Annotated in this window: 13 protein-coding genes and 1 pseudogene; 7 read left to right on the top strand and 7 right to left on the bottom strand. The window is 36.3% G+C overall.

The features are described from left to right. Window positions 1-75: 75 nt before the first annotated feature. A complete protein-coding gene (pncB, locus tag HMPREF0659_RS03830) occupies window positions 76-1,281 on the top strand; it encodes a nicotinate phosphoribosyltransferase (protein WP_174254476.1) in 1,206 nt (401 codons plus the stop codon). A gap of 197 nt (window positions 1,282-1,478) precedes the next feature. On the opposite strand, the gene HMPREF0659_RS03825 is transcribed toward pncB, so the two are convergent. Then, entirely contained in the window at window positions 1,479-2,837 is a 1,359-nt protein-coding gene (locus tag HMPREF0659_RS03825; protein ID WP_013264802.1) for an MATE family efflux transporter, read from the bottom strand. A gap of 524 nt (window positions 2,838-3,361) precedes the next feature. Here HMPREF0659_RS03825 and HMPREF0659_RS13020 point away from each other — a divergent pair. Beyond that, window positions 3,362-3,493, top strand: a pseudogene (locus HMPREF0659_RS13020) (endonuclease/exonuclease/phosphatase family protein); the annotation flags it as partial. Window positions 3,494-3,770: 277 nt separating this feature from the next. Here HMPREF0659_RS13020 and HMPREF0659_RS03820 read toward each other — a convergent pair. The 3 genes from HMPREF0659_RS03820 to HMPREF0659_RS03810 form a co-directional block, all read right to left on the bottom strand. Continuing rightward, a complete protein-coding gene (locus tag HMPREF0659_RS03820) occupies window positions 3,771-4,886 on the bottom strand; it encodes a nucleotidyltransferase family protein (protein WP_013264562.1) in 1,116 nt (371 codons plus the stop codon). A gap of 13 nt (window positions 4,887-4,899) precedes the next feature. Continuing rightward, complete coding sequence (locus HMPREF0659_RS03815) at window positions 4,900-6,816, bottom strand: polysaccharide biosynthesis protein (protein WP_013264249.1); 1,917 nt, start codon at window positions 6,814-6,816, stop codon at window positions 4,900-4,902. Between the two features lie 167 nt (window positions 6,817-6,983). Then, window positions 6,984-8,363 carry a toxin-antitoxin system YwqK family antitoxin gene (locus HMPREF0659_RS03810; protein ID WP_013264899.1) on the bottom strand — a complete coding sequence of 460 codons (1,380 nt, stop codon included), beginning with the start codon at window positions 8,361-8,363 and terminating at the stop codon, window positions 6,984-6,986. 149 nt (window positions 8,364-8,512) lie between these two features. Between HMPREF0659_RS03810 and HMPREF0659_RS03805 the strand changes: the two genes are divergently transcribed. From HMPREF0659_RS03805 to sucD, 4 genes are all read left to right on the top strand, one after another. Beyond that, window positions 8,513-9,424: a phosphate acyltransferase gene (locus HMPREF0659_RS03805; protein ID WP_044045862.1), complete on the top strand. Its 912-nt coding sequence runs from the start codon at window positions 8,513-8,515 to the stop codon at window positions 9,422-9,424. Window positions 9,425-9,452: 28 nt separating this feature from the next. Further along, window positions 9,453-10,517 carry a butyrate kinase gene (gene buk / locus HMPREF0659_RS03800; RefSeq protein ID WP_013264400.1) on the top strand — a complete coding sequence of 355 codons (1,065 nt, stop codon included), beginning with the start codon at window positions 9,453-9,455 and terminating at the stop codon, window positions 10,515-10,517. A 65-nt stretch (window positions 10,518-10,582) separates the two neighbouring features. Next, the gene (gene sucC / locus HMPREF0659_RS03795) at window positions 10,583-11,722 is read left to right on the top strand and encodes an ADP-forming succinate--CoA ligase subunit beta (protein ID WP_013264279.1); all 1,140 of its coding nucleotides are present in this window, start codon (window positions 10,583-10,585) and stop codon (window positions 11,720-11,722) included. A 12-nt stretch (window positions 11,723-11,734) separates the two neighbouring features. Further along, window positions 11,735-12,607: a succinate--CoA ligase subunit alpha gene (gene sucD, locus HMPREF0659_RS03790; RefSeq protein ID WP_013264181.1), complete on the top strand. Its 873-nt coding sequence runs from the start codon at window positions 11,735-11,737 to the stop codon at window positions 12,605-12,607. Between the two features lie 151 nt (window positions 12,608-12,758). Here the strand turns inward: sucD and HMPREF0659_RS03785 are convergent, their stop codons facing one another. The 3 genes from HMPREF0659_RS03785 to HMPREF0659_RS03775 form a co-directional block, all read right to left on the bottom strand. Further along, window positions 12,759-13,280 carry a hypothetical protein gene (locus tag HMPREF0659_RS03785; protein ID WP_146160281.1) on the bottom strand — a complete coding sequence of 174 codons (522 nt, stop codon included), beginning with the start codon at window positions 13,278-13,280 and terminating at the stop codon, window positions 12,759-12,761. A gap of 75 nt (window positions 13,281-13,355) precedes the next feature. Further along, window positions 13,356-13,766 (bottom strand): hypothetical protein, encoded by a 411-nt coding sequence (locus HMPREF0659_RS03780; RefSeq protein ID WP_044045860.1) that lies wholly within the window; start codon window positions 13,764-13,766, stop codon window positions 13,356-13,358. Between the two features lie 192 nt (window positions 13,767-13,958). Beyond that, window positions 13,959-15,161: an esterase gene (locus HMPREF0659_RS03775; protein ID WP_013263866.1), complete on the bottom strand. Its 1,203-nt coding sequence runs from the start codon at window positions 15,159-15,161 to the stop codon at window positions 13,959-13,961. Window positions 15,162-15,942: 781 nt separating this feature from the next. On the opposite strand from HMPREF0659_RS03775, the gene HMPREF0659_RS03770 reads away from it, so the two are divergent. Beyond that, the gene (locus HMPREF0659_RS03770; RefSeq protein WP_013263974.1) at window positions 15,943-16,347 is read left to right on the top strand and encodes an OsmC family protein; all 405 of its coding nucleotides are present in this window, start codon (window positions 15,943-15,945) and stop codon (window positions 16,345-16,347) included. The last annotated feature ends 100 nt before the right edge of the window (window positions 16,348-16,447 follow it).

The following is a 16,447-nucleotide window of genomic DNA, read 5'->3' as shown; positions in this document are numbered from 1 at the left end:
TCATATTTTTGACAAAACCCTTTGTCCTTCCATTTCTTTTTTATACTTTTGACAACTGAATTCAACAATAATAAGATGAGACAGATTATTAATCACTTTACAGACGATGACCTTTATAAGCTTACAATGTGCTGCGCTGTCATTGACAATTACCCACGTGCACATGTTTGCTATCAGTTTGTTGACCGTGACGATACGGTCTACCCAGAAGGTTTTGCACGTGAAGTGGAACATCAAATAGAGTTACTTGAGACGGTTGTTATTACCGACGAAGAAATAAACTTTCTTCGACAGAAGTGCAATTATCTTCCAGAATGGTTCTTGACATACCTTCGCGGCTTTCGCTTTTCACGTGAGTGGGTGAAGGTATGGCAGGATGAGGATGGGCATCTTCATATTGAGTTTGAAGGATTATGGGCTGATACTATTCTGTTAGAGGTAAAGGTTCTTGCCATCATTTCAGAGCTATTCTATATGTTTAACGACCAAGCTCAGGAGTTTGATTATCAAGAACTTTACGATAAGACTTTCCATAAGACAGAGCGATTACTTGAAGCCGGATGTGTGTTCTCTGACTTTGGTACACGTCGTCGTGCCAGTCTTACAGCAGAAGATACTGCTGTTCGTGCCATGAAGGATTGCTACGACAGTCGTGAATGGAAAGGGCGCTTTGTTGGTACAAGCAATATTCATCTTGCTATGAAGTATAATCTTATGCCTGTTGGTACGATGGCGCATGAGTTTATTTGCGCTATTGGCGGTATGTTTGGCCCTCAGATGGCAAACTATATGGCTATGGAAGCATGGCGTAGAACTTATCGAGGTGCTTTGGGAACTTACCTTTACGATTCCTTTGGGTGGGATATATTCTCTTATAATTTCTCTGAAGACTTTGCTAATCAGTTCAAGGGGTTGCGCATAGACTCTGGTGATAACTTTGAGCAGTTAGAGAAGATTATTGCAAAATATAATTCTTTCGGTATTGATGCACGTGATAAGCAGGTGCTATTCTCAAATGCTTTAGATACGGATAAGGCTATTGAGATACAGCGTTATGCTGAGAATCGAGTGAAGCCTTCATTTGGTATTGGTACTCACTTCACCAATGATTTTCCACATGTAAAGCCAATGAACATTGTTATTAAGCTGGTCGCTGTAAAGATTACGGAGTCGTGGCCGTTCTATAACGAAACCTGTAAGATCTCTGAAGATAAAGGTAAGCATACGGGTAAGCCAGAGGTTATCAAGCGGTTCATGGAGGCAATTAATTATAAAGAGTAGATTTCTATCTAATTTTTACCTCGAATATTACAGAGGAGATACGTCAAAAGGCGATAATAAGTTGATGAATTAATGTCATTACTTATTATCGCCTTTTGAAGTTATATTGCTCTTAATCTATTATCAAGGTCATATTTTAAGAATAGCAAATAATGATAATCATAATTATGAAGTGTAGTAGTAATCATAATTATGAATTATATCTTTGCTCCAGACTCTATCTTGTTCAATCCCTTCTGATAGTAGATATAGTAAAGTACGCCTGACAGTGTTAAACCAAATGGGAAGGCAAACCAGACACCGACCAGCTGATAGTTCATAACGACTCCAAAGAGATAGCCTAAAGGAAGAGAAACAATGAAGAAAGATACAAACGCAATCCAGATTAGCGGACGAACATTAGCTGTGCCGCGCATTGCATTGGCATAATTACACTGTAAGCCATCACCAAACTGATAAATCATAAATGGAATAATCGTCATAGATACCATTGAAATAACGTTTACATTATCAGTGAAAAGTCCACCAATGATATGACGGCAAATGAAGATTGGCACAGAAGTGAGTATGGCAAGCAAGAAGACTAAATGAATTCCAGCCGTTGCTGTTCTTCTTACAGCAAGATAGTCACGTTGTCCCATGAAGTTACTAATACGTACTGCTACCGCTGCTGCCAAGCCATAGTAGATCATGTAGCCTAACTGTGAAATCGTCAACATAACCTGATGAGCCGCTAAGGATTCTGTACCGAACCAGCCAACCATCAAGCTTGAAAGGCTAAAGGCAGCAGTTTCCATACCCATTTGTAATGCTAAAGGAATACCAAGAACAGTAATCTGCTTGAAGTCTGCATATTTCACCTGGCCTAAACTCCATCCTTTCTTGTATTCTTTATATTTTTTACTAAAGAAGAAGATGCCTACCATAATGAAAGCCATCACGATACGTGAAATCATTGTAGATAGTCCTGCACCAACCAGTCCCATCTCTGGAAGTCCTAAATGGCCATAAATCAGTATCCAGTTGCCAAAGATATTCATCACATTTCCAGCAACAAGAATCCACATTGCCACCTTTGTGTCAGTGATACCATCGGTAAACTGACGGAAAGTATTAAACCAACATACAAATGGGAGAGACACAAGTTGGATAAGGAAGTAAGGGCGAATGAGTGGTAATAACTCTTCTGGCTGTCCCAAATGATGAATATTCAAGTACAGAACTATCATAATGGCAGATAAAAGTATTGCCATACAGGTGTTTGCTGCCGTAGCACTCTTCATTACCTCACCAATACGATGAGTCTTATCCTGTCCGTATAGGATACCAACAAGTGCTGTAATAGCATATGTAAAGCCAATAGCAAAAATAATGACCAACGTAAACATATTGTTGACAAATGCCGCTGCAGCCAATTCTTCTGTACTATGATGTCCAATCATAAGCGTATCGGCAAAGTTAAGAATAAGGTTTCCTAATTGTCCGATAATGATTGGAACGCCTAAATAAGTAAGGTTACGATAGTGTGTTTCGTACTTTGAGAATTGATATGACATACTAATTTTTGCTATTTATTATCCTAAGTGTGCTGCAAAGGTACGAAAAAATTTTGTATTTTCATACAATTTTAATAAATCATTGAAAGATAGAATCAGATGATAAAGTAGGGATTAAATGATTTTATAATTTGACAGTGAGTTACAAATTATTTATTTATCATAATGCTCATTATGTATTAAGTATATAAAGAGATATTAAAAACCATTAGGCGTTATTTATATTCTTACTTATAAAATTAGTTATCAAAGAGAAAATAAGTATGTTTGCACAACAGAAACTATACAAATTATTGCTGTCCGATAAAAATAAACTGAAAGCTCTGCATTTCTTTACCCAACGGTGTTGCAGCTGTTTTACTTATCCAGGGGCTTGGTTTTCAGTTTCAAACTGTTAGCATTATAAAATGTGCTTATTTTGACAAGGAAAGCCTACAATAACCAGATAAATTAATGAAATCATAAGTTTAAGTCTATTTTATCTAACACAGATAAACCCCTAAAAGTTTTATCGGACACCAATAGATTTTAAAGTTCCACATTATGCTATCTTTACCAACAGCTATTGGCTTGGTAAATCGCGTCACAATATCTCAGACCATTATCCCGTCATGGTAAAGCTTACATATTCACAAGCCAAAACTAAAACGAGATAATGAGGATTTCCTTTATATCAATTTAATACAGGTGTTATAGTCTTTTAATTATATTGCTAAACATAATATAGTCTAATATAATAGATGAAACACAGTTTGTGTTGTATGTGAACCCCAATGGTGCTCCTACTTAGCACCATTGGTGTTCACGTATAATACTGCTATTTATCTTTATAAATTCACTTTTTACTATCAAATAGAAAATCTCTTAAATATAAGTCTTAAAGTAACATCCTTTCATCATCAAAATAGGTATAGTAACAAGAAGCTACCCTAATTAAATACCTTTCAAATCTCCTTTGATGGCCTTAAGTATTTTATGGGGAATAGACGAAAAGACAGAAGCTTTAATTTCTCGAGGTGAAAAACGGTAAAATCGATAGTAAAGTTTCAATTTTCTGTAGGTGGTAATAGAAAAATATTGAATTTTAAACTTAAATCTACGATTATGACCATGAAATCCAAAGTTGCCACCAAACCATACAACATCCATAAATTGATTCATTGCTTTCAAAGAATCCTTATCATAAGATAATGGTGATAGTGCATATTTTTCATCCATACCCAAAATATTTACCAATATCAACTGTACAACATCAAAAGCTTTTCTAAAATCTAATGCGTCTAACCAAGCGAAGAATTTCTTCTTATCAATAAGATTATAATGCGTTTTCAATAGAACAGCAACATCAGAGAACTGACGTAATCCAACTCCCAACTCTACAAGATGATGGTAAAGATGAAGAAAAGTATACAATACATTTAAAGTTGGTTCCAACGTTGGAACCAAACACCCATCAACTTCAACAATGGTAGGAGAAGATGAACGAAAGATTTCATCCCATATTTTCTGAGATTTATTGCTTGCGAACTTCATCAAGCAATGATGTAACTCTAAAATAATAGAGTTATGAACTAACTCATAGTGTTGCTCTGATGGCTTTCCCTCTGTATGAATACCCCAAGTATTTGCCATTGCTAATATAACCTTAGGAAGATTTGTTTCATTACAATAGAAATCAATATCCCCTGGGGTACGAACAAGAGGATTAGGATAATATCGTCCTATAGTCTGCCCTTTAACAACAATAGATTCTATACCATTATCAACAAATAGCTTACACAATAAAAGTAACTCTGAATTAACAGCCTTATTAGAAGCTATTATCCTACCCTGCACTGCTAATACCTTCATAACATCTTCTCGGTCTAAACTAACGTTATTCCGAATCAAGCTGTTAGCAACCATTCCTAACACAGCCTGCTTTGAAGCCAACTCATAGACTGAAAGAAACTCAGAATGACTCAAAGTTAATTCCAGAGGAGTTTGCCATAGTTCACTTCTCAGAAGTTTTAAAAAGTTAGAATAAGAAGTTGACTGAAACTGAGCCATATATAATATAGGATTATTTATCGAGTACAGAGTATTTACTATTATTACTTACATACTCTGGTACAATTTCTTTCATTTTTTCAACAATAGCCATATCGTCGTAGGTGTGACTCAAAGCTATAAGTGATTCTATTTGCTTGTTTACCTCATTAAAATCGTACTCACGTACCTCTGCGATACGAATCTTCTCGTGAAAACTTGGAAGTGTATTTTCAGTTGTACTCAACACCTCCTCATATAGCTTCTCGCCAGCACGCAAACCTGTATATTTAATTTCAATATTCTTAGCACCAGAAAGCTTAATCATTCGTTTAGCAAGATCAGCTATTCTAACAGGTTTACCCATATCGAACACGAAGATTTCTCCACCACCTCCGTGTGTACCAGCTTCAAGTACCAATTTACATGCTTCAGGAATCAACATGAAGAATCGAATGATGTTAGGATCTGTAACAGTAACAGGTCCTCCAGCCTTTATCTGCTTCTCGAACAAAGGAATAACAGAACCATTTGAACCTAATACATTACCAAAACGAGTAGTAACAAATTGTGTAGTAGGTTTACCATTTGCCTGCTCATTAATCATTTTGTTAAGGCTCTGACAATATATCTCACAGATACGCTTTGAGCAACCCATAACATTTGTTGGGTTTACAGCTTTATCTGTTGAAACCATAACAAATTTCTTAACGCCGTACTTAACACTAAGGTCTGCAATAACTTTTGTTCCCCAAACGTTATTTTGTATACTTTCAGACGGATTATTTTCCATCATCGGTACATGCTTATACGCAGCTGCGTGGAAGACATAATCAGGCTTATAAGTTTGGAAAATCTTCTCCATTCTTTCCTGATTAGAGATGCTTGCAACAATAGTATGCGCCTTAATATCAGGCCATTCAAATTGCATCATCAAGCGAATGTTATGTTGAGGTGTCTCTGCCTGATCAATAAGGATTAGCTCTGCAGGTTTATAGACAGCAATCTGACGTACCATCTCAGAACCAATACTACCAGCAGAACCAGTAATCATAATCTTCTTATTACGTAAGAGATTACCAATGGAATCCATGTCAACATTAATTTGATCACGTGGAAGCAAGTCTTCAATACTAATCTCCTTAAGTTGAACCTTTGTATAATCATCATTTTGAGTCCATTCTTTCTCTGCTGAACTCATAAAGATTTGTACACCAAGACTTAAAAGTATATCCTGTAACTTTGCATCATTACGGAAACGCTCATTCTGCAGTGGAGAGACTAAAACAGCCTTTATTCTCAATGCTTTAATATGTTCTGCAAGATTATCATCTACAAGATAAATCTTCTCACCCATGAGAATTCGACCTTTGATATCTGGGTCATGTGCAATAAATCCCTTTAATAAGAACTTACGTGGAACATTACTTCTAATACTTTTTGCCAAGCCAACACCACCATCCTTTACACCATAGATGAAAGTGCGAATACCTTTATCTGTATTAAATAAGACTTCATAAACTGACTTTGTTAATATACGAAAGGCCATCATACCAATGGTCGCAACAAGATACATTGCTGCAATTTGTCTTCCTTGAAGACGAACAAATTCAAGATCCCAATGATAAACAACATAATGCATTGCCTCTGCAACAATAAGAGAGAGGAGCATAGCCAATACTACTCGTTGCAAATCAACAAAGGAAGAGTAACGAATAATCCCTGAATATGTACGAAAAATTCTAAAACCAATAAGGTTAAATATCATGTACATAAAGATTGTTTTACTTAACAATACAATATGCTGAGGGGATACAGCACCATGATAATATAACCAAAAGACAAAGATACCTGAAAGATAACAGATAACAATGTCTATAGCCAATATGACCCAATATGGTAATGCATTTCTTGAAAGATACCAATTTAGCAGTTTGTCAAATACTTTCATAATCACTTTAAATAGTTTACAGGTGATTGCTCATTATGAATAATGAACTTGTTCGTTCTCTTCTTAGTAAAAAATTAATTTTATGATGCAAATATACTCAAAAAAAACTAAATGACATACATCAATCAAGTAATATTTGATTTAATAAATCTAAAAAAACAATTGTATCATTTTATATCCATTTGAATATGATAAAGTCCTGCATAAAGGTTTGACTGATGAGTGAAGGTGACAATAACTTCACGTTCACCATAATCCATAGGTTTCATCTTTGGCTCAAGAATAAAATTTCCATCTGTAGACTTATAACCTATACCTCCAAGAGTTTTATAGCCAGTATTGATAGCTTCTTGAGCGATAAGATACATTTCCTCTTCTGACCAAGTGAAAATATTAATACGATCAATGAAAAGATTACTTCCGATAATTGTGCCAAAGAAGCCTATTTGCCTTGGCTTGCTACCTGTAACTTTATCCTTGCTATTCTGTACATCATAAATCATATTATGATGAAAAACAACCTCCTTCTGGGCTCCAAACCCATCAATTATTTGTGAAGAATTTAACTGAAAATTATGACTAATGCCTGTTAGTACGTCTATACTCTTTGACCTTTCATTTTCTTTGCTAAGCAAACTATGAAGATAAGTAAAATTAAATCTTCCTTTCTGTGGTATTATGCCATCTGAAGACATCTTATCACTAATAGTTCCAGTCTTTTCTTTTGGAGTATCTGGATACTTTATATTAGCAAGATATTTATCCTCCTTTGATGTTTGACTGGACTCAATCTCTTTCACCTTATTATTAATAGAATTAATACGTTCCTTCTTTGCCACATCATCATGTACGGCCTGAGGTTCTTTAGATTCAGTTGTAGGATTACTATTTAATTTCTTTGTAGCTTTAACATTTTGCTCTTTATTTTCTCTTGCTTTATAGATACTTTTTGATTGTGCCATTATTAACGCCTCGTCATGGCGATATCGTTCGCAGAATTCATCTTCATTAGTATTTTTATCAATGTAATGATCCTTTCCACCTTTAATCTCATTGACTTTAGAACCATTGCGCCAGATAGTAGTAAATTCTAAACGACCATTCTCGGTATAAGTATAACAAGGGCCATCAAGTAATCCATTGCGATATGATAATTTCATTCCAATGTTACCACTTGGAAAAAATGACAAAGCACGACCATTTGCTTTACCATTCTTATATTGTAACACAGACTCTACTCTACCGGACTTATGGAAAGTTCTACACACGCCATTTAAGACCGTGTTTCTATCATTTTGTCTGTTTATACTTATATAATGTTTCTCTGCTTGAAGTTGTCCTGTAATATAATAATCATAAAACATCTTCTGCCCCTTATCATCAATAGCCAAAACTCTATAGTAAGCAGCTTTATCAGCACTGCTAACTCCTTTCCACTGACTATCATAGAAAAAAGCACCATGAGGAATATAACTACGTGCTACACGTTGAGCTGTAGCAACTGTAAATAAAGTACTTACAAGTAAAACAAAGTACAAACGTTTCATATATAAATCTCTAATTCTTTTGCAAATATACACCAACCAATACAAAAAAAAGAATTTTCTTCTGTTTTTTTCTTTAAATATCAAGCATATTTCAAAACAAAGTATTATCTTTGTCACAATATAAAACTGTAACTGAAAATCGATTAACTATGCCTGGAGAAAGAAAGACTATCAATGACTTTAAGTTGCTCATTCATCTTCTTAAAGAAAGGAAGATTTGTAAACGAACAGTAGTTGTTTGGCCTGAAGAAAGCCATACACAAGAAGCTGTGTGTAAAGCTGTACACGATGGTTTCATTGAGCCCATATTAGTATGCTCTAAACAAACTATGGAAGACTATGCCAAAAAGAATGCTTTTCAATGTATTATTGCAGAATCGCCAGAGGATGCAGCTCGCAAAGCTGTTGAATTAATTAGACGAGGTGAGGCTGACATTGTAATGAAAGGCTTTCTTAATACAGACGTCCTTCTACGTGCTATACTTGATAAAGAAGTTGGAATTTTACCGAAAGATACTGTATTAACACATATAACCGTAGCAAAGTTACCCGAGTATCCGAAATTACTTTTCTTTACCGATGCAGCTGTTATTCCTGCTCCAAATGACAAACAGCGAAGAGCACAAGTACAATATATTGTAGATTTCTGTCATGCCTTTGAAATAGAATGTCCTAAAATTGCTCTTATCCATTGTTCTGAGAAAGTGGACGAACGTCATTTCCCATATACAGCTTCATACAGAGCACTAAAGGCAGAATCTGAAACTGGTGCCTTTGGTAAATGTACAATAGATGGACCATTAGATTTGATTACCTCTTGTTCTGTTGAAGCAATGAAAATCAAACAAATAAACTCTCCCATCAATGGAGAAACTGATGCATTAATTTTCCCAGACATTGAAGCCGGTAATTTGTTTTATAAAACCGTTACCCTTTTCTGTCATGCGAAAACAGCAGCCATTCTTCAAGGTACCATGGCGCCAGTAGTGCTCCCAAGTCGTGGCGATACAATTGAATCTAAGTACTATAGTCTTGCACTTGCAAGTCTTATCTCCAAATAGTATATATAAGGTATATAAAGAAAACATTATGGCTTACAAGATTTTAGCTATTAACCCTGGATCAACATCAACTAAGATATCACTTGCCAATGATGATCAGCCTGTCTTCGTTGCTGACATTGCACACTCAAGAAAGGAACTGAGTAAATTCAAGCGTATATCCGATCAGTATCATTTCCGCAAACAAGTTGTAATTGAAGAATTAAAGAATAGAAATATTCCTTTGGATTTTGATGCCGTCATCGGACGTGGTGGACTTGCAAAACCAGTGTCAAGTGGTGTGTTTACAATCACTGAACAGATGATAATTGACCAGCAACGGGCTATTCACCAGCATGCTTGTGATCTTGGCTGTATGATTGCAGATGAGATTGCGAGAGAGATTCCAGGATGTAAGAGTTTTATTGCAGACCCTGGTGTGGTAGATGAAATGGAACCAGAGGCACGACTATCAGGCTCTCCTCTTATGCCACGTATGTGTATTTGGCACGCCCTAAACCAAAAAGCTATTGGTAGACGATTTGCTAAAGACATGGGTACAACTTATGAAAAGCTTAACCTTATTATATGTCATTTAGGCGGAGGAATATCTATTGCAGCACATTCACAAGGGAGAGCTATTGATGCTAATAACGCATTGGATGGTGAAGGACCATTTTCTCCAGAACGTGCAGGAACATTACCTGCAGCCGACTTGATTCATCTTTGCTTCAGTGGAAAATATACTGAGGAACAATTATTGGAGAAAGTGAGTGGCCAGGCAGGTCTAATAGCTCATCTCGGAACAAATGATTTACGAGAGATAACAAATTGGATTAAGGCTGGTGACAAACATGCTGAACTCGTCGTTTCTGCTATGATTTGGCATATTGCTAAAAATATAGCTGCAGAAGGAGCAGTACTATGTGGCAACATTGATGCTATTCTGCTGACAGGTGGTATGGCAAAGTCAGACTATATTATTGAACGTCTCAAGAAACGTCTCTCCTATCTTGCACCGATTCATGTTTATCCTGGGCAAGATGAGATGCAAGCTTTGACAGAGAATGCACTGACAGTTCTTCGAGGTGAACGCGAAGCAAAGGAGTATTAAATACTCCTACAAGTACAAGAACCCTAAACAATTAATACATAGTTTATAAATCAAAACTAAATCTTATGAAGGTACATGAATACCAAGCAAAGAAATTCTTTGCAAGTTATGGGCTTCCAGTAGACCGCAATATTATTTGCCGTACTCCTGATGAAGCTGTTGAAGCCTACAAGCAATTAGGTATTGAGAAAGCCGTAGTGAAAGCTCAGGTTCACACGGGTGGACGTGGTAAGGCTGGTGGCGTGAAACTTGGCTGTAATGAAACTGAGATTCGTCAGCATGCAGAAGCTATCTTAGGTATGAATATCAAGGGGTTCATTGTAGACAGAGTACTTGTCAGTGAAGCTGTAGACATCGCATCAGAGTACTATATGAGTATCCTTGTTGACCGTAAGTCAAAGTGTCCTATGTTAATGCTGAGCCGTGCAGGTGGTATGGATATCGAGCAGGTAGCAAAGGAGACACCAGAGAAGATTGAGAAAATTGTCATCGACCCAGTTATCGGAATGAGCGACTATCTTGCACGTGAGGCAGCCTTCAAACTTTTCGATGACATGGCACAGGTTAAACAGGCTGTACCAATCTTCAAGAATATTTATAAACTCTTTACTGAGAAGGATGCCTCATTGGCTGAAATCAACCCATTAGTCATGTTGAAGGATGGTTCTTTGAAAGCCATTGACGCAAAGATGACCTTCGACGATAATGCCCTTTTCCGTCACCCAGATGTAGCCGAACTTTTTGAACCTACAGAGGAAGAACGCAAGGAGCGTGAAGCTAAAGACAAGGGATTCAGCTATGTGAACCTTGGAGGAAGCATCGGTTGCATGGTAAATGGTGCTGGTCTTGCAATGGCAACCATGGATATGATTAAGTTATATGGTGGCGAACCAGCTAACTTCCTCGATATTGGTGGTAGCTCTAACCCTGAGAAGATAGTTGAAGCTATGAAACTTCTCTTGAGTGATAAGCATGTTAAGGTAGTGTTAATCAATATCTTCGGTGGTATTACCCGCTGTGATGATGTTGCAAACGGACTCTTGGAAGCATTCAAGGTTATCGAAACTGATATTCCTATTGTCATCCGCTTAACAGGAACCAACGAGGCAGAAGGTAGAGCCATCCTTGAAGGAACCCACTTCACTGTCGGCACAAGTATGGCAGATGCTGGACATAAAGCTGTAGAACTGAGCAAAAAACTTTAAAACACAAGAGTTATGAGTATTCTAATCAATAAAGATACAAAGTTAATCGTACAGGGCATTACAGGTCGTGATGGTAGTTTCCACGCTTCTAAAATGAAGGAATATGGCACCAATGTGGTTGGTGGAACATCTCCTGGCAAGGCTGGTCAGGAAGTATGCGGCATCCCTGTATTCAACACAGTTAAAGACGCTGTTGCAGCAACTGGTGCCAACGCATCTATTATCTTTGTCCCTGCCCCATTCGCAAAAGACGCAATGCTTGAAGCAATTGATGGTGGCGTGGAACTCGTCATTTGTATCACTGAAGGCGTGCCAACACTCGATGCAGTTGCAGCACAACGTTATGCTAAGATTAAGGGTGTAAAGGTAATTGGTCCAAACTGTCCAGGACTTATTTCTCCAGAAGAGAGTATGGCTGGCATTATGCCAACTAATATCTTCAAGAAGGGACATACGGGTGTTATCAGCCGTAGTGGTACACTGACCTATGAGGTTGTGTATAACCTCACACAAGCAGGTTTAGGACAATCAACAGCAGTTGGTGTTGGTGGTGACCCAGTCGTTGGACTTTATTTCGAGGAACTTCTCCGTATGTTCCAGGATGACCCAGAGACAGATAGTATTGCACTCATTGGAGAGATTGGCGGTGATGCTGAAGAGCGTGCAGCTAAGTTTATCAAAGAGCATGTTACAAAGCCTGTAGCAGTATTTATCTCTGGTCAGCAAGCTCCTCCGGGCAAACAGATGGGACACGCTGGTGCTATCATCTCAAGTGGCTCTGGTTCTGCAAGCGAAAAGATTGCAGCTTTTGAGGCTGTAGGTGTACCTGTTGCACGTGAGACAAGTGAAATACCAGAACTCCTTAAGAAGCAATTAAAGAAGTAAAAGGCTTGGTATTTAAACCACTTTCTATAAGATTTAGAGGAATATCCACTAAGGGTATTCCTCTATTTTATTCCTAATTGTCCTATTTTAGCCCATACCTCTTTATTTATTGCAGTTCATTTTACAAACTTAGAAATATAGGATAAATGCTTTATTTTTTATAAGTTATCAACACTTTATCCATGTAATACACATGAGGTAAAGTCTCTTTTATTATTAATCTAACTTTTAAGTGATTAACTACAGAGTCACCATATATTTTATAAAGTGTTTCTGATGTTTGTGTTGCAGAAAGCCATATAAACTCTCCTTTATACTTACACTGAATACCACTACTACTTGCCCTACCAGCCCTTCCTATTGGAGTATAGTGTTCAACACAAATATATTTAGTAATATGCCCACATACACTTTTGCTTCTCATCACATTTAATATATAGAAACTAAACCATACTACAAAGAATACACATCCTGTTACATGAAAATAATAACACAAAGCATTAATTCTTTTAAGTAACATATAGGATATTACGAATATAGGAGCACTCAAAGATAGAGCATAAACGTATGTATCTATTATAAAATTTTTCCCCATATATAGCAGTAAAAATAATCCTACTATAGCAAAGAAATACCATAAAGTATCTTTCCAGAGAAGAACTTTTAACTTCATAATCCTATTCATGTATAAAAACATCGTCGCATAGAACTTTTATAATAATAAGAGATGTTTAGACTAAAGGCTTCATTACTTTCTTCCATGATACTGCTTTATATAACGGTACATAAAGCTTATCAAAATTAAACCTAATAAGAGAATTCCAACCCTAACCCAAATATCATCTTTTATATCATAAAATAGTGTATCATTCCATTCGTTATAGTATAGAACCTTATATAGTTTTCCTTCATTAATATCTTTTCTGCTTACAGTAACGGTATAGTCTTTCCCCTTATAACGTACTATAATATATGAACTGATATTTATAGCTCCGCTATGCTTAGAAACGATTTCATATGACTTAATAGGTCCAGCCTTAATTGCCTTATTATCATAATAAACCACAACTATGCTGTAGACTGAATATATAAGACAAGCCAGCACTACAAACAAGAGATATTTTCGTATTTGATGATATTCTATCTTATTGACTACCATAGTCCTTAGACATTTACACCTTCTTTTAACCCAAATCGGCCATTAGAGCATAAATAGATTTCGTTTTAATTCTCTATATCCTCCATATGTATCTTAATACGATTTCACGTCGAAAAAAGAACTTAATGAAAGCAACATCCCAAAGCAATAACATGCATGTAGAAAATTAGTAGAAAGTTTTATCAAGTCTTCTTACTTGAAAAGCTTTTGTGCAAATGTTGCTAAATATTCTCTCCAGTTACGCCAAGTATGACCACCTTTTGTCTTAAGATAAGCGTATTTATAAGATTCTTTATCCAATGCTGCACGGAGGTTTTCATCGTCGTGTGAGAGAAAATCATCCTTACCAATACCAATCCATATAAGCTTAGGAGATTTCTTACACAACATCTTAAACTTCTCGTCAATGTTCTTATAAATAGGAGAAAGACTATCACCATCCTTTGCCATTTGATTAAATGCAGCAGAAAATAAGCCAATATAATCAAAGGCATCAGGATTATTTAATGCAGTATAAATCGAATGAAAACCGCCCATAGACAGTCCAGCAATAGCTCTGTTTGCTTTATCCTTCTTCACACGATAAACCTTTTCTACAAACCAGATGATATCAGGAAATGCCTTTTCAAAGTTTCCATCCATTGTTTTAGGGTATCGCATTGCAGCAGTAACAAATCCACGAGACCCTTCACCTGGTGCTGCTTCCTGCGAAATATTACCATTTGGCATTACCACAACCATTGGTTCTGCTTTCCCCTCAGCAATAAGATTATCCAGAATTTGTGTGGCACGACCCAATTCTTCCCATGCATTCTCATCTCCTCCCATACCATGAAGTAAGTAAAGAACAGGATAGCTTCGCTTACTTGTTTCGTAACCAGCTGGCGTATAAACCGTCATACGACGTTTAAGTCCTGCTGTTGGACTATCATACCACACTTTTCTAACCGTTCCATGAGGTACATTCTTTACTGCATACAAGCCATCTACACCGCCGCCAACAAGCGCAACACTATATGTATTACCAATATCACGCACCATATATATGTTCTTTGGATCTGTTATCTTTACACCATCAACAATGAGATTATAACTATAAAACTCAGGCTTTAAAGGTGCAGTTGTCAGTGTCCACCGTCCATTTGTATCCTTATTCATCAACTGTGGACTCCAATCACCATCTGCATACTTATCAGGAATTTCCTTCCCTGCATATAGGAAATTACCTGTCAGTTCAACCTTCTTTGCATTTGGTGCAAAAAGACTGATAGTTAAAGAATTATCAGCATTAACCACAGGAGACACTATCTCGTCATCTTTCCAATTAAGAACCTCCTGAGCAGCTACTAATGAAATGCTTGTAAGACAAGCAAAAAACAGAATAAACCTTTTCATGATTTCATATTTTAATTTATTTCATTAACTTAATTTTCAATCTATGCACAATCTATATTCAAAGTGTAAACACTTATTCGATTATGATTATATACTTTGTAAAGTCCGAAAACATTATTATCAATGCGTAAAAAAGGTGTCAGATAAAAATAAAGACTTCTCCCCCACTTATTTAGATACCTTTTACTATGATACCACTTAAAATCAATAGACTCTATCTCGTTTTATTGCCCCATCAGTTTATGCTTTTGGAAATGACACTACTCATCGGCAAAGGTAATTAAAAATCATATAAATTCAAATTCATAAACAAAAAAACTAAAAGGCAAGTGCAATAAAAGAATATCTGCATGCACCATTACGACACATACACTTTCTTTTAAGTTTCTTTCTTATTATCTAATTAAAGATATGTTTAGGCATAATAACTGATTCAGCTTTAACAACAAGTTGATACCATTTCGGTAAGGTTTTGCAGTGTGTTTAGTGCTCCGCACCATTAGTGCGAAGCCTTAATGAATGATTTGAGCCCTTATTCTTACTCCTTAATAAAAAAAGTCGCATTATTATTTAACAACCATTTTCTTTATACTACCATCAGAATACTTCACGATTTGTAACCCTTCTGTGTTGCATTGAGTATTTATGGTTTCCATATGCTTTTAAATCCGACAATAAATAATGGTCCTTTTAGTTGCTATTCTCAACATAATATATTATATTTGTCATATCAATTCAGTTATAAAGAATTATTTTTATTCACAATTAAAGAATATCTATTATGGTAGTAACGAAAGCAATTTATCAAGGGAAGGGACGCGTTGAGGCAAAACACGTAAGATCGGGAGTTCTCGTAACAACAGATGCTGGAAAAGCAGTTGGTGGCCTTGGAGAAAATCAAAACCCTGTTCAACTATTAGGTAACGCATTATCTGCTTGTGTTCTAACTCTTATGGGTTTGCAAGCTGAGCGTAGAGGTGTAGACTTCACTGGCTGTTATGCTGAAGTTGGTGAGTGCGAAGAAGATATGGAAAAGTTCACAGTTACTCGTATTCCGATAACTTTTCATCTTAAGGCTTCATTTGATGAAAAACAGCGTAAGAAGTTTGAGTATATAGCTAACAAGGCATGTTTTGTGGGTAATACGTTAACTGCAGAAAAGGTTTTCACCTTTGTGTACGATTAAAAGCACTTTTAATATGTCGACAATATAAGGTAATTAGCTATCGAACCGCTTATCATCTATATATAAAGAAAAGTCCTGCCATAATCTAATAACCGATTAT

The sequence above is a fragment of the Prevotella melaninogenica ATCC 25845 genome (genome assembly GCF_000144405.1).
In the GTDB taxonomy this organism is placed as follows: Bacteria; Bacteroidota; Bacteroidia; order Bacteroidales; family Bacteroidaceae; genus Prevotella; species Prevotella melaninogenica.
The sequence above is the reverse complement of the archived record's forward strand: the minus strand, read 5'-3'. Positions and strand labels throughout refer to the sequence as shown.